Source organism: Legionella sp. (assembly GCF_047605385.1).
Classification (GTDB): Bacteria; Pseudomonadota; Gammaproteobacteria; order Legionellales; family Legionellaceae; genus Legionella.
Genome location: NZ_JASGFU010000017.1, coordinates 16691 through 36899, shown reverse-complemented (window position 1 = coordinate 36899; position 20209 = coordinate 16691). Strand labels below are relative to the sequence as shown.

Here is a 20209-nt window from a genome sequence, read left to right as displayed (position 1 = left end):
GATTGAAGTGAGCATTAGTATGTACTACAGGTACCTGTCGCATGGATCAAGTCCTCCAAAAATAAGCGTGTTAAAGAGTCGCTGCCATGAAGGTCAGTGCTCCTTTATCATAGTTCAAATTCAGGTAATTGAGAAGGTGCTTCAGTAGTGGATTTTTTAGCAGGAGCTTTCAAAAAAAACAGTAAAGGCAGTGCAGAAAGCACGAGCATCATCATAAAGCGGAAATCTTGCAGGTAGGCCAGCAAAGTCGCTTGTGTGCTCACTTGAGTATTCAGGAATACTAATCCACTTGGTGAGTGAATATTATAAATTCCTGTTTCACTTGCTTGTTTAAGACCAATATTGATTGGGGTTATGAATGAAGCATAAGCGGCATGATTGATCTGAGCATTTTGCGCTAATTTAGTCATCACAATGGAAATGCCAATGCTACTACCAATATTACGGAATAAGCTAAACAAAGAGGTACCATCATTACGATATTGAGGTGAAAGAGTAGCAAAAGATAGTGTTGATAGTGGCACAAAGATAAATCCTAAACCAAATCCTTGAATTACCCCTGAGTAGATAATATCTTTGCTGGTAATGTCCGTGTTAAATAACGTCATAAGCCATAAGGAATAGCTAGTCAGTACCATTCCAAAGAAAATTTGGTAACGCGTATCTACTTTGCCAGAGAGTTTACCTACAATCATCATAGCAACCATAGTACCAATACCACGAGGAGCTAAGATAATGCCTACATCGATTACCGGATAATTCAACAAGTTTTGCATGTAGGGCGGCATTAAGGCCATAGTGGCTAATAAAATGATGCCGATAATAAAGATGAACATAAGACCAACGCTGAAATTACGATCCTTAAACATTGCCGGATCAATAAATGGGCTACGAGAGGTGAGAATATGTGCTATGAATAAGTACACGCATAAGATGGCTATTAATAGTTCAATCATAATTTCATTACTATTAAGCCAATTCAGGGATTCTCCACGATCAAGAAAGAGTTGCAGAGCACCGATGGCAATACTTAAAAAGGCAAAACCCATCATGTCAAAATGTTTGTTAAGTTTAAGTGAGTTTTCACGCAGAAACATAGAGAGTCCAAACCAGGCCAAGATGCCAAAAGGTAGATTAATATAAAATACCCAGCGCCAATTGTAATATTCTGTTAGCCAGCCGCCAAGAGAAGGGCCAAGAATAGGGCCAACCATAACTCCCATACCCCACATCGCCATAGCAGAACCATGTTTTTCTCGCGGAAAAGAATCTAATAATACGGATTGAGATAAGGGAACCAAACTGGCACCAAAGATCCCTTGTAATAAACGAAACAGAATAATTTGCACCAAGCTTTGCGCTACGCCACAAAGCATTGAAGCGACAGTGAAACCAACGACTGACCAGATAAAAATTCGCTTGCGGCCGAAGTGATCACCAAGAAAACCAGTCAGGGGCGTAAATATTGCAGCAGCAACAATATACGAAGTAAGCACCCAAGAAATTTGTTCTTGCGTAGCCCCCATTCCACCTTGCATATGTGGTAATGCGACGTTGGCAATGGTTGTGTCCAAAGATTGCATCACTGTGGCCAACATCACCGATAAGGTAATAAAAAGTCGGTCTGTTGTTTGCGGATATTGATTTAGATTTTCTGACATAACTTGGCCTTATTAGGCTGATTTCTTTAATGAATAACGTTTATGTTCAGTATCTATCTCTACCCAAGCACTCAATCCTGATCTTAATTGTGGCATATTGGATTTTTGGTTTATTTGAATGCGTACAGCAATGCGCTGAGCAATTTTAACCCAATTGCCCGTTGCATTTTGTGCGGGAATGATTGAGAACTCTGAACCGGTTGCAGGGCTTAAACTTTGCACAATGCCAGTCCATTTTTTACCGGGATAAAGATCAATTGTGGTAATTACTTTTTGTCCTGGGTGAACATAGGTTAGTTCTTTTTCTGTAAAATTGGCTTCGATCCATGGATGTTTATTAGCGACTAAAGACATGGATACGGTGCCTTGGGCTACATATTGGCCTTGTTTGGGTGGAATATTGATGGTTCCCGCGACAGGAGCTCTAACTTCGGTGTGTTCTAAATTAAGCTTTGCCTGTTCCAATTCTGCTTTTGCAATTGAATAGGTTGGATGTTCTTCAACTGGAGCATTGACATTTCCTGCGAGAGATTCAACTAAACTTTGTAAATTATGTTGACTCGTTACTATTTGTTGGGCAGCAATTTCTGCACTTTCATTAGCTTCATCTAGACTTGATTGAGAAGTAAAATGTTTCGCTGCCAGATCGTCTTGTCGTTGTTTATTGCGTAAGGAAAAATCATATTTAGTACGTGCTAAAGCAATTTCTGCTTGCTTTTCACGATAATTTGCTTTCATGGCCATAATGTCGGTGCGGGTTTGTGCCAGTTTTGATTCGGCTTTGGTAAGAGCAACTTTAAAGGGTTGTGGGTCAATTCGATACAATAATTCACCTTTTTTGACATTTTGATTTTCTTGGACAAATACTTTTTGAATCACTCCTGATACTTGAGGGCTTAAGGGAATTAAATCTGCTTTGACATAAGCATTATCAGTGGCAACATAGCGGCCACCAAGTAGATAAAGGAGAATACCAGAAAAAATGACGATTGTGGGTACAACTACAAGCAGGATGAAACGCTTAGACCAAAGGGTTTGTGGTGTAGAAGTAGATAAGTCTTTTTGTTTGTCATGCATTTTATTCATCGTTGATTCTGAGTTATCATTTATAGTCGTTATAATAACAGGTTTTTTATGCAAATCACTGAAAAGTTAGCTACTCCAGGTGAGCATCCATTATTCTTACAGGGTATGATCGGCCAATTGGAAGCTATTTTAACGGTTCCTGAGCAAATTCATGGAAACTTAGTAGCTATTTTAGGACACCCTCATTCGCTGCAGGGAGGAACCATGAATAATAAGGTCGTCACTACGTTGGCTCGTACTTTTAAAGACTTAGGTATTCCTTCATTACGATTTAATTTTCGTGGTGTGGGGCAGTCTGAAGGGGTTTATGATGCAGGGATTGGTGAAAGCGAAGATATGTTGGCAATTGCTCATGGCTGGCAGCAAGAAAACCCTTATGTTCAATTTATTTTTGCTGGTTTTTCCTTTGGTTCTTTTGTCGCTTATCGTGCGGCATCGCAGTGCACTAACCGCCTATTAATTACCATTGCTCCAGCAATTCATCACTATAATTATCAAGAGCTTACTTCCAATCCTTACCCATGGCTGATTATCCAAGGAGAGGAAGATGAAGTAGTGCCATCAGAACTTGTTTTTGATTTTGCCCGCCAAGCGCAACCAGAAATCCAGGTTTTTCATTTTGCACAAACAACACATTTCTTCCATGGTAAATTAATCGAACTGAAAGCCCGCTTGACTGACTATCTTCTTGCTCAGGTTCTACATATATGACATTAATAGCTCAGTATGATGCGGCAATTGTTCGAACTGAAATTAATGACGATCCTTTGCAGCGAGAAATACTCACTCATATGGAGCGGTTAGCAACAGATTTAACGAAAGCAAATGCATCCTGGTTTTCTCGTTTTCGCCGTGCCCATATTAAGGGCTTATACATCTATGGGCCTGTTGGGGTGGGAAAAACGTATTTAGTTGATTTATTTTATGAACATGTAGATGAACCTAAAAAAGCACGTTTTCATTTTCATCATTTCATGCAGCAAGTGGATGCAAAATTAAGGCGTTTACAAGGTCAAAAAGATCCACTGCAGCAGGTAGCGAAAGAAATTGCCCAATCTATTCGTGTTCTGTGTTTTGATGAATTTTTCGTACATGATGTGGCTTTTGCCATGATTCTAGCAGAATTATTGCAAGCATTAATTGCTCATGGGGTCGTTTTAGTGATTTCTTCGAATACAGTACCTAATGAGTTATACAAAAATGGGGTGCATCGTAAACGTTTTTTACCCGCAATCGCAGCCATTAATAAGCACTGTGAAGTATTAAATTTAAATGAGCAACGTGATTATCGCATAGGTAGAGAACCTTTAGTGGATGCTTATTTATATCCTTTAAATGAGCAAACCCAGCAAATCATGGAACAGCAATTTGTACATTTGGCCAGGGGGATTCATGAACAGGGTACTATTCACATTCAAAATCGGGATATTCCTTATCTAAAATGTGGTGAGCAATCGATTTGGTTTGCTTTTGCTGTGTTATGTAATTTGCCACGTAGCCAATTGGATTATCTAGAAATTGCGGACAAATTTGATACTGTTTTTTTAAGTGATGTGCCCGTTTTAACTGAAAGCCATACATTGCAAACCATTATGCTGATTTATTTTATCGATGTCATGTATGATCGGGGGATTAAGGTGATTATTTCGGCTGCAGTTCCAGTAATGGAATTGTATGTAAAAGGCGAAATGTTAGAGACGTTTAAGCGAACATTAAGTCGATTAATTGAAATGCAATCAGTGGATTATTTAAGCCGTCATCCCAAGCGAGAAGTGCAGGAAATTGCGTAACTTTTAAAATCAATAACTTTTACACATTACGTCTTTAGGAGCACTACGTCCAGGATGACCCAAGCTATTACACTCATAAAGCAAAATAATTGCTTTATGAGTTTGAATGAGAATTATATTTTTCCCTCTATTAAACTCACTGAGTATTGAATTCCAGAGTTAATTATTTCTTGTTTAGGGTTTTTGGATATAGGCACTAAGTGAATTTTGTTATTTTTTTCTATAAATTCTCTAAAAACAGGTTCTGTGTTAAAGGCGTGTTTTAAATAATCTGCTTTAGATAGGCCAATTATGTAGTTAGCTTGCTCAACAGTAGACTTATGCTCTAAAAATTTAGCAATGAAATGCCCAGCATCTTCGAGGGATGCAGAATTAATTAGTGCTGAAGATTCTAACCATGCTCCAAAAGTAAACATACTAGATGGTTTGTCTGTACTTACTAGCTTTGCATTCATTTTGTTGAATTTATGGTCAATCGATTTAAAATAGTTACGTATAATATTTTTATTTGTTGGAGATATGTTATTTATATTTCTTGAGAGTGCATCTTTAATATAAGAAAAAAATCGCTCATCCAATTGTCGATTATTCTCTTTAATTAATAAATGGATAATTTGTGGTACGTAAAAATCTTCTAGCGATTTTATATCAAGCATTAAATTACACTTATATCCTATCTGCTCATAAGGTTCGGCCATAGCAAAAATTAAGTTTATTTTTTCAATATTATCTAAGAGAGTTTCTTTGGATGCGATGTCGGTTAATCCGGTTGCTATAATTTGAGCATCACTAAATGGCATTTGATTTTTTGGGCTATTTTTATTTAATAAATCTAGATAAAAACTAATTAATTGTTCTTTTATGGATAAATTTTCTTGCAAATGGTGTTCTCTGGAATATATGACCTGGGTCAGAGAAAGCAAAGCATGCTTAATATCAAGATTTGTACTTTGATGATATTCTTTAATAACTTCAGGAAGTAAATTAGCGCTTCCAACGCCCCCTAAATAATCCAGTAAAAATGTTTTTTTATCAACATCTTCAATTTGATAATGTACATAAATTTCCCAAATTTTATTCGCAATATTTGGTGCTTTAGCATTGTCATGATTATCAATTACCAAAATAAAATTTTCTAAAGATAAATTATTAAGTTCAGTTGGTGAAAGAGTATTCAAAGATGATTGAGTGTCGGGAAGAACATCAGGGGTTACTTGAATATTATCAAATGCTTGAGGTCCATCACCATTACCTAAGGGAAAAGATGCAAAAACATTTTTGGGCAAGGCTGCTCCACTTTTCAATACCGAATAATTTCCTACAGAGTAAGTATAGATCATAAATGTATCGCATCTAAATTGTCCCATAGTTTCTGTTTTACATGTATCTGTAGGATAACCATCAAGACTTCCTGTTGCTGGGAAAAAGAAAGTTGTCAACGTATATTTTGATCGTAAACAACGTTGAGTATTTGCTTCTTTTAACACCAGAAGAGTTTTTTCTCTATCAGTTGCAATTCCATATCTGCTTCCCCAATATGGAGATTTTTTTTAAAAGTCATTAATATAATTTACTTGGATAACTCGATTAGGATCATTTAATGCTTCAACAACCCATGGAGCAACATCTGATAGATTTCCTGCCATAGTGATTCCCACGTGACCCAGCCATCCTAATTTAGAAACATCTAAATCACGACCGACTACCTCTGCTGGCAATATAGGTAATACTGTGGTACATATTCCATTTAGTGGACTTAATAGGACTGTAAATAAAAGACAACTTTTTATCATTTTTATATTTCCATTATATTTTTTGGAAAGCGATTTTAACTAAATATAGAAATATTTTTAAGCTGAAAGTGAATCTTTTATTTGCCAATATATTATGAATAAATCTAGATTGAATTTATTTAAGTGTATACATCCATTGTCCTTATGTTTGTTTGGATTTTACACAACATATATATTGTTAAATGTTTTTTCTGGTGTAACTACTGTCTTAGGTATTTTAATAACTTTTCCTCTTATTTGGTTAATTTGTGTATGGTCAAATAAGAGCTCTCCCTTAATAAAAGAGATACCTGAAAAGCATAATAAAAAAGATGAATTTTGGAAGGACTTGTTTTTGATTTTCTATAGTTTCATCATCAGTGTTCTTATCTCATTTGTAGTTCGATATTCAAATGTAGATCTTAGAGGATGGTGGCCCATTGCTTTATATTACTTAAGTTTTATAGGGATTGTTTATGCGTTCATCTACGCTTTTTTTGCAATGCTTTTAAAAGATCATAAAAAATACACATTCCTCTTTTTTTTTCTAACAATTACTGTGAATATCGGTATAAATTTGATTGCATATTATAATCCTCTATCGATGTATGTTCGAGATAAATTCTCTTATTCCATTCTTGGAGGATGTCTTATTATTCACATATTTTATTGTCTAACCTCTCATACGATAGCAAAATTTAAATAGTATCAAGACATTCATTATCGGACTGATGAACTAAGTCATTTTTCTTAATTGAGAATGATTCTCGATATCATTTGTGGTATAATCTAACCATTTCCTCTGTTGTTTTTATTATATACGATGCGAATTACTGAGTTGACTCAAGGCGATAGAGCGCGATTAATCAGTTTTAGTACTACTGATATTCAATACCGACGCAGGCTTTTATCGTTGGGCGTGACATGTGGTGCTGAATTTGTCGTTGTTCGCACCGCTCCTTTGGGATGTCCAATGCAAATTGAAATTAGAGGAACCTCTTTGACCTTACGTAAAGAGGAAGCAAGTCAGTTAGTTGTGGAGCGTATATGACTCATGTTCTATTGGTAGGTAATCCCAATTGCGGTAAAACAACTTTATTCAACGCATTAACTGGCGATAATCAACGCATTGGCAACTGGCCGGGAGTTACTGTTGAAAAGAAAACCGGGTCTTTTTCTTTGGGTTCACAACACATTGAGATTACCGATCTGCCTGGTGTGTATTCTTTAGTGGTTAATACGGAAGGTGTCAGTCAAGATGAGCAAATTGCGGCGCAGTCTGTGGCAACGATGCAGTCTGATTGCATCATTAATGTCATCGACGCCTGCCATTTGGAACGTCATTTATATTTAACTAGTCAAATATTAGAGTTAGGAAAGCCCGTAATTGTTGCCTTAAATATGACTGACATTGCCGAGCAACGGGGTATTGCTATTCATGTACCGGCTTTAGCTCGTGAGTTAGGTTGTCCCGTTATTCCCATTCAAGCACATAAAAAGCAAGGTATTGATTCACTGCGTCAGGTACTGACAAACTTACCTCAGGTTATTTTACCTTGGTCTTTCCGTGTACCGGTTGAAGTACAAAATGCATTGACCATTTTAGAAAAAAGATTGCTGAATCAAGGATATAGCCAAACACTTGCTTATTATTATGCTCGTCGTATTGCCGAAGGGGATATGTTGATTAACGACGTGGGATTACAACAAGATTTGGCTTCATTTAATCAAGATGAATTAAGCTTGGATATTTTACTTGCTGACGCACGCTACCAAAAAATTCATCAATTAGTTACTGCAATACAACGTAAGCACAATGATGTTAATGAGCATTTTACGGCAAAATTAGACCGCGTTGTGTTACATCGCTTTTGGGCTTTACCCATCTTTTTTAGTATGATGTATTTAATGTTTTTATTTGCTATTAATATTGGCGGTGCCTTACAGGATTTTTTTGATATCAGCACGGATACTATTTTTGTGCAAGGAACCGCTTGGCTTTTACAACAAATGCACGCACCTCATTGGTTGATTGCGCTTTTGGCAAATGGCATTGGCAAGGGGATTAATACGACACTGACTTTCATTCCGGTTATTGCCGCCATGTTTTTCTTTTTGTCACTGTTGGAAACTTCAGGTTATATGGCAAGAGCTGCCTTTGTTGTCGATAAAGTGATGCGCCTTCTTGGGTTGCCTGGTAAATCATTTGTACCCATGATTGTGGGCTTTGGTTGTAATGTGCCTGCTATTATGGCAGCGCGCACTTTAGACTCAGAGCGAGATAGATTACTCACTGTCATGATGAGTCCTTTTATGTCCTGTAGTGCTCGTTTAGCAATTTATGCCGTTTTTGTTGCCGCATTTTTCCCAACAGGTGGGCAGAATATAGTGTTTTCTTTATACCTTATTGGTATTTTAATGGCGGTGCTCACTGGTTTTATTCTTCGTAAGTCAACATTAAAAGGGCATGTGTCCCCATTAATTTTAGAATTACCTGCCTATCATAAGCCTACCTTGCATCGTTTGTTTAAAGAAACTTTGATGCGTTTGCGCTTTTTTGTGATGCGTGCTGGAACGTTAATTATCCCTATTTGTGTGATCTTGGGTGGTTTAAACGCCATTACGGTTGACGGCAGTGTTCATGCCAGTCAATCTTTATTATCCATTATTGGGCAATGGATTACTCCTGTGTTTGCACCTATGGGTATTCATCAAGATAATTGGCCGGCAACGGTTGGATTACTTACTGGAATGTTGGCTAAAGAAGTGGTTGTTGGTACTTTAAATTCATTATATGCACAGGTGGGGCATGTAGGAGAATTTGCTGCTGCCAATTTTGATTTTTTAGCAGGGATGAAAGCAGCTTTATGGTCCATTCCTCAAAATCTTGGGCAATTAGCTTCGGTTTTAGTTAATCCCGTATTGGCCAGTGCTGCAGATAACTCTGTTTCTCAATCAGTATATGGCATTATGACACAACGTTTTGATGGAAAAATTGGTGCTTATGCCTATTTATTATTTGTTCTTTTATATATTCCTTGTGTTTCAACTATGGCGGTGATTCGTCAAGAAGCGAATAAAAAATACATGTGGATGTCTGTAATTTGGTCATTTGTAGTTGCTTATCTAACGGCTGTTGGATTTTACCAAACAGCTAAATTGCTCCAACACGGTCCTCATCTTCTGGTGTGGATTATTGTCGCTGCGAGCATTTTAGTGTTTTTTGTATTCATGGGTCGTTATACTAAACGTAGTTCAGGGAGACAAAATGTTATTGCAAATACGTGATTATATTTGTCATCAGGGAACTGTCAGTATTCAGCAATTGACGCGTGAGTTTCATTTAGAATTGCAAGCACTCCAGCCTATGTTGGATATGTGGGTGCGTAAGGGAGTCATTCGTAAATGGCAGGAGAAAGCAAATTGTCAAAGCACATGCTTTAAATGCCAAGTGCAGACGCTTGATTATTACCAGTATGTTGCCTAATCGAGGTAATAAGCGAAGTTTTTACATTTTTTTTACCCTTATTTTATTTTATCTCTCGTGCTCATCGAGTAAATTTGGGCTAATATAAGCGTATACGCTTGAATGACTTTGGTAAGCTTATGGCAGATGCATCAGATATAGAACATCCAGATTATCCAACAGAAAATAGCCTTGAGCTGCGCAAATTGGAGATGGAAGCAGATTTAAATGATCCCATTACTTTAGTAGAGCGAGTGTATCAAATCTGGTGGCATTGGGCCGATTTTCACCTGTATATTGTTTCGCCAACAATACCTATTATTCATCCCCCACTAATCATTAAGCCTGAATTGATCTCAGGAACACATGAATATGAATTTGTTTACGATATTCATGATGCAGGTTCTAAACTCTCTACTTCCAAAGCTGGAGATATGCTGTGTGCAGGTATGTCAATGTATAAGTTATACATGACTATTGAAAAAATGATTTTCATTTTGGTGGAACGTTTAAAATCCGGGGGGATTAATACAGAAACTGAAGTACAAGTTGCATTTGGTGGGCATTTGTTGGCCCAAAGAAAGGCTTTTGAATCGATTATCAATTTAGCTTACAATGTAGTTGTTACCAATTTTGATCCAGGTAGCTGGGGTGAGCGTTATTTACAAATTGTCAAACAAAATGCCGAACGCTTCGGTTACCCTCCAGAAGCACCTCGTGCAGCATTTAAGCAACCCCATCAATCACCTGGAATCAAGATAAAATAGTTATTAGATCATTTTGACATTGAACGTTCACGAGGTATGTAAATTTCGTCATTGGGATCATCCCAAGGTTCTTCAAGCTCAGCTTCTTCTGCGTGAAAAAGCGTGCATGCTGAACGGCTAATCAAAGAACCTGCAGCCGTGAAAGGAGATAAAACTGTAAGAACACCATGAACTAGTGTAAGAGCAAGATGGTAAGAAGTGTTTGAAATACCGTCAGCAATATGTTTTATATTACTGTCAGGATCAGAATCAAACATTATCGTCATTCCTATCATTGCTGTATAGGTTGTTGCTGCCAAAGCATGGCTTAAGGTCAGAAAGCCGTTTTCCAAAGTATCTGTAACTGGTCTAGCACACCCTTTAAAAAATTCAGACTTAGAGTCATAAGGACTAAAAAAAGTTAGCATTGGTCTTACCGCTATTTTGACTCTGGAAGTAAAATGGAAGGTTAAACCAAGTTGCTCATCATACTTTTCTCGACTTTTTTCATCTCGCAAATGGTAATAAGCTAAGCTAAGTTGCATGAATTTTTCTTCAGCTTCTTTGTCATGAGAATTATTATAATATTCAACCGCTAATTTGTTATAAGCAGCGTCTATTTCTTTGTTACTTGCAGATACCTCAACTTCTAAAATTTCATAGTATGTTTGAGACATTAAAATTCCTCGTAGTCTTAAGAAGAAAGTCACTATAACATTCATAATGTTAAAAATTAATAAGTCTGGGACTAAAAATGATTATTTTTATCGTGAGGTATTCCTAGTTCACACTATGAAAGCAAATTAGGACTGCATTTAAAATGAATATTCATTGCCCAAAAAGTAAATTCCCTTATTCAAAGAACAATTAAAAATGTTAAAAAATCGCGCAAAATTTGTTGATTAGTTTGAATTTTGCGCATTTAATGCGTAATTTTTCCAGTCATTATGAGTAAATCTTGCGTCATAAAAACAGAGTGCTATACTTCGCAATTGTGCGTTATTTTATAACTTTTCTAATCTAAGGAAGAAACTAACAGTGAACAAGAAAAGACCCGTAAATCTTGATTTGGGTAGTTTAAAATATCCCCCTATGGCAATTGCCTCGATATTGCACAGGATTTCAGGGGTGATTTTATTCTTATTGTTGCCAATAATGTTGTTTATTTTTGGTCAATCAGTGCAGTCTGAAGAATCTTTTGCGCATATGAAAGATTTATTAGCTCATTCATGTTACAAGTTAATCTTATGGGCCTTTGGTGCGGCATTGATTTATCATGTGTTAGCCGGTATTCGGCATATGATAATGGATATGGGATTTGGTGAGCATCTTTGTGCTGGTCGGCGTAGTGCTGTGTTAGTGATTGTTCTTGCCGTAATTTTGACAATTTTTCTAGGATTGTGGATATGGTAACAAATATCACCAGCTTAACAGGTAACGGGTTAAAAGATTGGTTAGTTCAACGAGTTACGGCGGTATTTTTTGCAGCATACACTTTTTTTATATTGGGATATTTATTATCTCACCCCGGATTGGGCTATGAGCAATGGCATGCCTTATTTGCTCATCCTCTAATTCAGATTGCTACTGCAATTGCCTTATTAGCGCTGATTTTACATGCGTGGATAGGGATTTGGACAGTAACTACTGATTATATAAAGTGTACTGTGTTACGTATATCAGTACAAATGGCAGTTCTTTTATGGCTCCTGGTTCAATTAATTTGGGGCTTCATGATCCTTTGGGGGCGGTAAGCATGGCTATTGCACGTAATTCATTTGATGCAGTCATTATCGGTGCTGGCGGTGCGGGAATGCGCGCTGCATTACAGTTAGCTAAATCTGGTTTAAAAGTGGCACTTTTATCAAAAGTTTTTCCAACACGTTCTCATACAGTATCTGCTCAAGGCGGGATTACTTGTGCCTTAGGAAATGCACATGAGGACGATTGGCGTTGGCATATGTATGATACGGTCAAAGGCGCTGACTATATTGGTGACCAGGATAGTATTGAGTATCTATGTAAAACTGGTCCAGAAACTGTTTACGAGTTAGAGCATATGGGTTTGCCATTTTCGCGTACTGACGATGGTAAAATTTACCAACGCCAATTCGGTGGACAGTCAAAAAATTTTGGTGGTGAGCAAGCAGCACGTACTTGTGCTGCTGCAGACCGTACAGGCCATGCCTTATTGCATACTTTGTATCAACAAAACTTAAAAGCTAAAACTCATGTTTTTAGCGAATGGTATGCAATTGATTTGGTTAAAAGTGCTGAAGGTCATATTGCGGGTGTAACAGCCATGAGTATTGAAACGGGAGAAGTGGTATTCTTTCAGTCTCGTATCTGTATTTTGGCAACTGGTGGCGCAGGTCGTATTTATCAATCAACAACCAATGCTTTTATTAATACCGGTGATGGTTTTGGTATGGCGCTCAGAGCTGGCATTCCCTTGCAAGATATGGAAATGTGGCAATTTCACCCAACTGGAATTTCAGAAGCAGGTACTTTAGTTACTGAAGGCTGCCGTGGTGAGGGTGGTTATTTAATTAATAAAGACGGTGAGCGTTTCATGGAGCGTTACGCCCCACGCGCTAAAGATTTAGCTTCGCGAGATGTGGTTGCTCGTTCAATGGCTTTGGAAATGCGTGCCGGTAAAGGTTTTGACCCAGGTGGTATCGACTATGTGAAATTGAAACTGGATCATTTAGGTGCGGATTTGATTAAATCACGTTTACCAGGTATTCGTGAATTATCAATCAAGTTTGCTGGTGTTGATCCAATTGTTGAGCCTATTCCAGTAGTACCTACCTGCCATTACAGTATGGGTGGAATTCCAACGAACATGTACGGGCAAGTGGTTACCAAGACTGGTGGTAAAGAACATTTTGTTCAAGGCTTATATGCTGTGGGTGAATGTGCTTGTGTCTCTGTTCATGGTGCGAACCGTTTAGGTGGTAACTCATTGTTAGATCTAGTTGTTTTTGGGCGTGCAGCCGGAATTCATGTAGAAGAATTATGGCAAGCTCATGAATTACCAGACCTCGCATACATCAGTGATGATGATGTTGCTGCATCCTTGACCCGTTTTAATCGTTGGAATGATTCTACTGAAGGGGAAAGTATTGCCGTGATCCGTGCAGAAATGCAACGTGTCATGCAAGAGGATTTTGGGGTATTTCGTACTGGTGAAGTAATGGAGTCAGGTTTAAATCGTTTGCAAGCATTACGTGAACGCTTAAAGCATGCCAAATTAGAGGATAAAAGCCATGTGTTTAACACCGAGAGAGTAGGTGCCTTAGAATTAGATAACTTGATGGCTACTGCTTATGCTACTGCACATTCCGCGATTGCACGTACGGAAAGCCGTGGTGCTCATAGCCGTGAAGATTATCCTAAGCGCGATGATGCCAACTGGATTAAGCACACATTATATTTTGAGGAAGGTGAAAAAATTGATTTTCGTCCAGTCAATACATCACCCAAATATGTCGCGCCGTTTGAGCCGAAAGAACGCGTTTACTAAAGAGGATATATCTCATGGCAGATGATAGAAATTTGACCATATCAATTTATCGCTATAATCCTGAAGTGGATGCCAAGCCCTACATGAAAGATTATGAATTGGCGATACCGGCTAAAAGTGACCCAATGCTTTTGGTGCTCTTAGAGCGGTTAAAAGCAGAGCAAGATCCTTCAATTACTTACCGACGATCTTGTCGTGAAGGTGTATGTGGTTCTGATGGTATGAATATTAATGGCACGAATGGTTTGGCATGTATTACTCATGTTTCCGAGATAAAAACAGACAAAATCGTGATTCGTCCTTTGCCAGGTTTTCCGGTAATTCGCGATTTGGTTGTCGATATGTCGCAATTTTATCAACAATACGAGCGGATTGAGCCTTATTTACAAAATGATCAAGTAGCACCAGCACAAGAACGTCTACAATCACCAGAAGAACGTGCTCAGCTTGATGGTTTGTACGAATGTATTTTATGTGCGTGCTGTACTAGCTCCTGTCCTTCTTTCTGGTGGAATCCAGAAAAATTTGTTGGTCCAGCAGGATTATTACAAGCAAGAAGATTTTTAGCAGACAGTCGCGATACGGCGACGGATCATCGTTTAGAAAAACTGCAAGATCCGTTTAGTGTTTTTCGTTGTCGTACCATTATGAATTGTACGAATGTTTGTCCGAAAGGACTCAATCCGACAAAAGCAATTGCAGAAATTCGCACGCAAATGTTGAGACAAGAAACTTAGTAAAATCATTGGGCACCTCTGGATAAGTGGTGTTTCATTGAGCAATGCATTACTTATCCGTTGTAGCTACACCCTTTGGAGAAAAGATAATGAGCAGTTCCAATCTGCAAAATGAGTGGGCTTCTTCCTATTTGTCTGGTGGAAGTATGGCGTACGTTGATGGTCTTTATGAAGACTATCTAGTTGATCCTAATTCGGTCCCTGCCGATTGGAGAGAAGTTTTTGATTCCTTACCTAAGGTAGATGGTGCTTCTCAAGAATTGTCTCACCGCGATATCCGTGACTATTTTTTACATAATGCAGATAAAAAAGCTGTTCAGAGCGTTCACTCCGGTGATAGTCAGCAATATCAAGTGGCAAGTTTAATTAATGATTTTAGAGCATTAGGTCATTTGGCTGCGAAATTAGATCCTTTAGAGATGACCAAGCGTCCCCCAGTACCTAATTTGGATTTGGGGTATCATCAATTAAATAATGTGGATAAGAATCGTAAGTTTTTTGCTGGAACTTCATTTGATGGTCCAGAAATGCCTTTAGGTGAAATTGATGAATCACTACGCGAAACTTATTGTGGTAGTATTGGTATTGAATACATGCACATTTCTGATGTGGATGAAACAACCTGGTTGCAAAAAAAAATGGAAGAGGCACGTGGTCGAGGCCGTTTTAGCAATACCAAGAAATTAGCGATTTTAAAAGACTTGATTGCTGCTGATGGCTTAGAGCGTTATTTAGGTACACGTTATGTTGGACAAAAACGTTTCTCGCTCGAAGGTGGTGATTCCTTAATTCCGATGATGAAGGAAATCATTAACTGCGCAGGCAAAGATCATGTTAAAGAATTAATTATTGGTATGGCACACCGTGGTCGTTTAAACGTCTTAGTAAACGTCTTAGGTAAAGAACCAAACCAATTATTTCAAGAGTTTGAAGGTAAAATTAAATTAGAGCGTACGGGTGATGTGAAATACCATTTAGGATTCTCATCTGACATCCGAACTGAAACAGGTTCTGTACTTCATTTAGCGCTTGCTTTTAATCCATCCCACTTAGAAATCATTGGCCCTGTTGTTGAAGGCTCTGTGCGTGCGCGTTTACGCCGTCGTAATGATTTGGTGAAAAAAGATTCTGTAGTTCCCATCGTTATCCATGGTGATGCTGCATTTGCAGGTCAAGGTGTGGTGATGGAAACTTTTAACTTTTCACAAGCGCGTGGCTATTCTACTGGCGGTACGGTTCATATTGTTATTAATAATCAAATTGGATTTACCACCAGTAATCCATTAGATGCGCGTTCAACGATGTATTGTACTGACGTGGCTAAAATGGTTGGTGCACCCGTATTGCATGTGAATGGCGATGATCCAGAAGCAGTTGTGTTTGCAACGCAAATTGCTTTTGAATACCGTATGCGTTTTAATCGCGATGTAGTGATTGATTTAGTATGTTACCGTCGCCATGGCCATAATGAAGCTGATGAACCAGCGGTTACTCAACCAGAAATGTATAAAAAAATTAAATCCATGCGTACTTTGCGTGAAATTTACGCGGATCAACTAATCCAGCAAGGATTGATTACGAGCAAAGATGCAGAGCAAATGGTTGAGGCATATCGTGATACTTTGGATAAAGGTCAAGCCGTTGTTGATCTGGTGCATGGGGATTACGATGGTAAGTTTTCTATGGATTGGACTCCTTACGTTGGTGCTAAATGGACCGATAAAGCAGATACTACCATTACCAAAGCAATGTTACAGAAATTAGCGAAGCAATTAAATGAATTACCCAAAGATTTTAATCTGCATCCGGTAGTACAGCGTTTATTAAACGAGCGTGACAAAATGACTGCAGGAGAATTACCCATGAACTGGGGGTATGCGGAAATAATGGCTTATGCAAGTTTACTTGATGAAGGTTATGGAGTTCGTTTATCAGGACAAGACTGTGGTCGTGGTACTTTTGCCCACCGTCATGCGGTACTTCATGATGTAAAAAATGGCGAAATATTCATTCCTTTAGAACATATTAAAAATGAAGCCAAGCGCCCATTTACTGTGATCGATTCTGTTCTTTCCGAAGAAGCAGTTCTTGCATTTGAATACGGTTATGCCTCATCGGAACCTAATTTCTTAGTACTGTGGGAAGCACAATTTGGTGATTTCGCTAATGGTGCCCAGGTGGTTATTGACCAATTCATCAGTTCAGGCGAACAAAAATGGGGACGTTTATGTGGTTTAGTAATGTTGTTGCCTCATGGCTATGAAGGCCAAGGGCCAGAGCATTCTTCTGCTCGTTTAGAACGTTTCATGCAACTTTGTGCACAACATAATATTCAAGTATGTACGCCGACAACACCCGCGCAAATATTCCACTTGTTACGCCGACAAGTAATCCGTAACTTCCGTAAACCACTTATTGTGATGACGCCAAAGAGTTTATTACGTCATAAATTGGCAGTATCGCCTTTGGATGATTTATTCAAAGGAAAATTCCATACAATTATTCCTGAAATCGATGCTTTGGATGCGCAAAAAGTTACAAAAGTGGTGTTGTGTGGTGGAAAAGTATATTATGACTTGCTGCAGATGCGTCGTGATAAAAAATTGGATCAGATTGCCATTATTCGTATTGAGCAAATGTATCCATTTCCTAAAAAAGCGCTGACCACAGAGATAAATAAATATCCTAATGCGAAAGATGTTGTTTGGTGTCAAGAAGAACCAAAAAATCAAGGCGTTTGGTTCTCCTCTCAGCACAATATGAAAGACTGCTTGCGTTCAGAACAAACATTGCGGTATGCCGGACGTGAATTTGCTGCAGCCCCTGCAGTGGGAAATCCTGCGTTGCATGCTCAGCAACAACTTGCTTTAGTTGAGCAAGCTTTATTGGATAAATAAGCGAGCGCTCCCTCCTGAAAGAGTGCTCAAAACAAATTAATAATACATACAAAATAAGAAGGTATAACCATGTCGATTGAAGTCAAAGTACCTGTACTGCCTGAGTCAGTCGCTGATGCAACGGTAGCTGCATGGCATAAAAAAGTGGGTGATAAAGTTACTCGTGATGAGAATTTACTGGATTTAGAAACCGATAAAGTAGTTCTTGAAGTTCCCGCGCCAGCTGATGGCGTGCTTGCTGAAATTTTATTTGAAGCTGGCGACACGGTAACCTCTGGCCAATTACTTGCAAAAATTACTGAAGCTGCTGCTCCCACGGCAAAAGAAGAAAAAGCAGCAAATACCGATGTGGTGAGTGCTAAAGAGGAAAAATCGACTAGTCCTGTAGTACGCCGTATGATGGCTGAGCATGATTTGCATCCAGGGCAAATTCAAGGTTCTGGCAAAGAAGGTCGTATTACTAAAGAAGATGTAATTTCTTATATTGAATCTGGCAGAGAAAAATCTACAAAAGCCAGCACATCTACTACTGTTCCTGTAGCGGCAATGGGGACACGTGAAGAGCGTCGCGTACCTATGACTCGTTTAAGGGCTAAAATTGCCGAGCGTTTACTTGAAGCACAGCATAATGCAGCTATGTTAACTACTTTTAATGAAGTAAACCTAAAAGCAGTTATGGACATGCGTGTGCAATATAAAGACAATTTTGAGAAAAAGCACGGTGTTAAACTTGGTTTTATGTCATTTTTTACCAAAGCGGTGGTCGAGTCATTAAAACGCTTTCCAGCGGTCAATGCTTCGATTGATGGGCAAGATGTTGTTTATCATGGCTATTACGATATTGGTATTGCCGTATCTACAGAACGTGGTCTTGTTGTTCCTGTGATTCGTGATGCCGATCAAATGAGCATGGCGGAAATTGAGCTAGCAATTAACGATGCTGCTGGACGTGCCAGACAAGGTAAATTGTCTATGGAAGAAATGCAAGGTGGAACATTTACCATTACGAATGGTGGTGTTTTCGGTTCCTTATTAGCTACACCGATTATTAACCCACCACAAACTGGTATCTTGGGCATGCACAAGATTGAAGACCGACCTATCGTAGAGAAAGGCGAAATTGTGATTCGCCCGATGATGTATGTCGCCTTATCTTATGACCATCGCTTAATTGATGGTAAAGATTCAGTACAGTTTTTAGTGAGTGTTAAAGAATTATTAGAAGATCCGGCTCGTCTTTTACTTAATGTTTAATAATCACAATTAACCGCAAGGCCCGTAGTTATGGATCTTGCTTTTTAGAAAGGTAATTGCAATGAATTTACATGAATACCAAGCCAAACAGTTATTTGCTAGCTACAATTTACCAGTTCCACGTGGTGAAGTAGCTTATAACGTTGATGATGCACTTCAAGTTGCTTCCCAATTATCCACTTCACGTTGGGTTGTTAAAGCACAAGTTCACGCTGGTGGCCGCGGAAAAGCAGGTGGTGTTAAGTTAGTTTCTAATAAAGATGAATTGGCTGCAGCAGTTAAAGCTTTATTAGGTACTCGTTTGGTAACCTATCAAACAGATGCTCACGGGCAGCCAGTAAATGCAGTATTAATTGAAGAAACTTGTGATATTGGCAGAGAGCTATATTTAGGAGCCGTAGTAGACAGAGCAACTCGTCGTGTAGTGATCATGGCATCTACCGAAGGTGGTGTTGAAATTGAAAAAGTTGCCGAAAAAACTCCTGAGAAAATTTACAAAGTCATTGTGGATCCATTATTAGGTGTTATGCCTTACCAAGCACGTGAAATAGGATTTAAATTGGGGTTAGATGAACATCAAATCAAACAATTTTCGCAACTCATGGTTTGCTTAGGCAAAATGTTTGTAGACTGTGATTTAAGCTTATTGGAAATTAACCCATTAGTGGTTACTAAATCCGGCCAATTATTATGCCTCGATGGTAAAATTAACGTCGATGGTAATGCTTTATATCGTCAACCCAAGCTAAAAAGCATGCGTGATACTTCTCAGGAAGATGAGCGTGAAAATCGCGCAAGCGACTGGGAATTAAACTACATTCCATTAGACGGTACTATTGGTTGTATGGTAAATGGCGCTGGTTTAGCAATGGCAACTATGGATGTGATCAAATTGCATGGTGGCGAGCCTGCAAATTTTCTGGATGTAGGTGGTGGTGCTACTAAAGAACGTGTTAGTGAAGCACTCAAAATTATTTTATCTGATGATAAAGTAAAAGGTATTTTAGTGAATATCTTTGGTGGTATTGTTCGTTGCGACCTTATTGCAGATGGTATTCTTGCTGCAGTGAAAGAAGTGGATGTAAAAATCCCGGTAGTGGTTCGACTTGAGGGTAATAATGCTCAATTAGGCGCGGAAATTCTAAATAAGAGCGATTTAAACGTTATTGCTGCAACCAGCTTAACTGATGCAGCGAAGAAAATTGTGTCGGCTGTTGCTTAATTAATTATTGCTGTAGAGCGATTGCCCTGGCAATGAGCAGGGCTTTAAACTA

At 38.5% G+C, this 20209-nt stretch carries 18 protein-coding genes; 13 read left to right on the top strand and 5 right to left on the bottom strand.

The genetic code is table 11. The features are described from left to right. Window positions 1–107 precede the first annotated feature (107 nt). Both QM652_RS05850 and QM652_RS05845 read right to left on the bottom strand, forming a co-directional pair. Window positions 108–1661 carry a DHA2 family efflux MFS transporter permease subunit gene (locus QM652_RS05850; protein ID WP_415073779.1) on the bottom strand — a complete coding sequence of 518 codons (1554 nt, stop codon included), beginning with the start codon at window positions 1659–1661 and terminating at the stop codon, window positions 108–110. A gap of 12 nt (window positions 1662–1673) precedes the next feature. Beyond that, a complete protein-coding gene (locus QM652_RS05845; RefSeq protein WP_415073777.1) occupies window positions 1674–2747 on the bottom strand; it encodes an HlyD family secretion protein in 1074 nt (357 codons plus the stop codon). Window positions 2748–2795: 48 nt separating this feature from the next. Between QM652_RS05845 and QM652_RS05840 the strand changes: the two genes are divergently transcribed. Further along, window positions 2796–3458 carry an alpha/beta hydrolase gene (locus tag QM652_RS05840; RefSeq protein ID WP_415073775.1) on the top strand — a complete coding sequence of 221 codons (663 nt, stop codon included), beginning with the start codon at window positions 2796–2798 and terminating at the stop codon, window positions 3456–3458. Continuing rightward, the gene (gene zapE / locus QM652_RS05835) at window positions 3455–4537 is read left to right on the top strand and encodes a cell division protein ZapE (RefSeq protein WP_415073773.1); all 1083 of its coding nucleotides are present in this window, start codon (window positions 3455–3457) and stop codon (window positions 4535–4537) included. The genes QM652_RS05840 and zapE overlap by 4 nt, the downstream gene beginning before the upstream one ends. 113 nt (window positions 4538–4650) lie before the next feature. Here zapE and QM652_RS05830 read toward each other — a convergent pair whose 3' ends face one another. Together QM652_RS05830 and QM652_RS05825 are read right to left on the bottom strand one after the other, a co-directional pair. After that, the gene (locus QM652_RS05830) at window positions 4651–6024 is read right to left on the bottom strand and encodes a hypothetical protein (protein ID WP_415073771.1); all 1374 of its coding nucleotides are present in this window, start codon (window positions 6022–6024) and stop codon (window positions 4651–4653) included. Between the two features lie 63 nt (window positions 6025–6087). Continuing rightward, window positions 6088–6330 (bottom strand): hypothetical protein, encoded by a 243-nt coding sequence (locus QM652_RS05825; protein WP_415073769.1) that lies wholly within the window; start codon window positions 6328–6330, stop codon window positions 6088–6090. An 802-nt stretch (window positions 6331–7132) separates the two neighbouring features. On the opposite strand from QM652_RS05825, the gene QM652_RS05820 reads away from it, so the two are divergent. The 4 genes from QM652_RS05820 to QM652_RS05805 all read left to right on the top strand — a co-directional run bounded on the left by QM652_RS05820 (window position 7133) and on the right by QM652_RS05805 (window position 10542). Next, window positions 7133–7360 carry a FeoA family protein gene (locus QM652_RS05820; protein ID WP_415073767.1) on the top strand — a complete coding sequence of 76 codons (228 nt, stop codon included), beginning with the start codon at window positions 7133–7135 and terminating at the stop codon, window positions 7358–7360. After that, window positions 7357–9597 (top strand): Fe(2+) transporter permease subunit FeoB, encoded by a 2241-nt coding sequence (feoB, locus tag QM652_RS05815; protein ID WP_415073765.1) that lies wholly within the window; start codon window positions 7357–7359, stop codon window positions 9595–9597. The genes QM652_RS05820 and feoB overlap by 4 nt, the downstream gene beginning before the upstream one ends. Continuing rightward, window positions 9578–9796 (top strand): FeoC-like transcriptional regulator, encoded by a 219-nt coding sequence (locus QM652_RS05810; RefSeq protein WP_415073763.1) that lies wholly within the window; start codon window positions 9578–9580, stop codon window positions 9794–9796. Before feoB ends, QM652_RS05810 begins: the two co-directional genes overlap by 20 nt. A gap of 119 nt (window positions 9797–9915) precedes the next feature. After that, complete coding sequence (locus QM652_RS05805; RefSeq protein WP_415073761.1) at window positions 9916–10542, top strand: virulence factor; 627 nt, start codon at window positions 9916–9918, stop codon at window positions 10540–10542. A gap of 8 nt (window positions 10543–10550) precedes the next feature. Here QM652_RS05805 and QM652_RS05800 read toward each other — a convergent pair whose 3' ends face one another. Beyond that, entirely contained in the window at window positions 10551–11198 is a 648-nt protein-coding gene (locus tag QM652_RS05800) for a J domain-containing protein (protein ID WP_415073759.1), read from the bottom strand. A 361-nt stretch (window positions 11199–11559) separates the two neighbouring features. Between QM652_RS05800 and sdhC the strand changes: the two genes are divergently transcribed. From sdhC to sucC, 7 genes are all read left to right on the top strand, one after another. Beyond that, a complete protein-coding gene (sdhC, locus tag QM652_RS05795) occupies window positions 11560–11934 on the top strand; it encodes a succinate dehydrogenase, cytochrome b556 subunit (RefSeq protein ID WP_415073757.1) in 375 nt (124 codons plus the stop codon). Further along, entirely contained in the window at window positions 11928–12275 is a 348-nt protein-coding gene (sdhD, locus tag QM652_RS05790; protein ID WP_415073755.1) for a succinate dehydrogenase, hydrophobic membrane anchor protein, read from the top strand. Before sdhC ends, sdhD begins: the two co-directional genes overlap by 7 nt. A gap of 2 nt (window positions 12276–12277) precedes the next feature. After that, a complete protein-coding gene (sdhA, locus tag QM652_RS05785) occupies window positions 12278–14047 on the top strand; it encodes a succinate dehydrogenase flavoprotein subunit (RefSeq protein WP_415073797.1) in 1770 nt (589 codons plus the stop codon). 14 nt (window positions 14048–14061) lie between these two features. Continuing rightward, entirely contained in the window at window positions 14062–14784 is a 723-nt protein-coding gene (locus QM652_RS05780; RefSeq protein WP_415073753.1) for a succinate dehydrogenase iron-sulfur subunit, read from the top strand. Window positions 14785–14873: 89 nt separating this feature from the next. Further along, window positions 14874–17681 carry a 2-oxoglutarate dehydrogenase E1 component gene (locus QM652_RS05775; RefSeq protein ID WP_415073751.1) on the top strand — a complete coding sequence of 936 codons (2808 nt, stop codon included), beginning with the start codon at window positions 14874–14876 and terminating at the stop codon, window positions 17679–17681. 69 nt (window positions 17682–17750) lie between these two features. Beyond that, complete coding sequence (odhB, locus tag QM652_RS05770; RefSeq protein ID WP_415073749.1) at window positions 17751–18935, top strand: 2-oxoglutarate dehydrogenase complex dihydrolipoyllysine-residue succinyltransferase; 1185 nt, start codon at window positions 17751–17753, stop codon at window positions 18933–18935. A 61-nt stretch (window positions 18936–18996) separates the two neighbouring features. Continuing rightward, window positions 18997–20157 (top strand): ADP-forming succinate--CoA ligase subunit beta, encoded by a 1161-nt coding sequence (gene sucC / locus QM652_RS05765; protein ID WP_415073747.1) that lies wholly within the window; start codon window positions 18997–18999, stop codon window positions 20155–20157. Window positions 20158–20209: the final 52 nt, after the last annotated feature.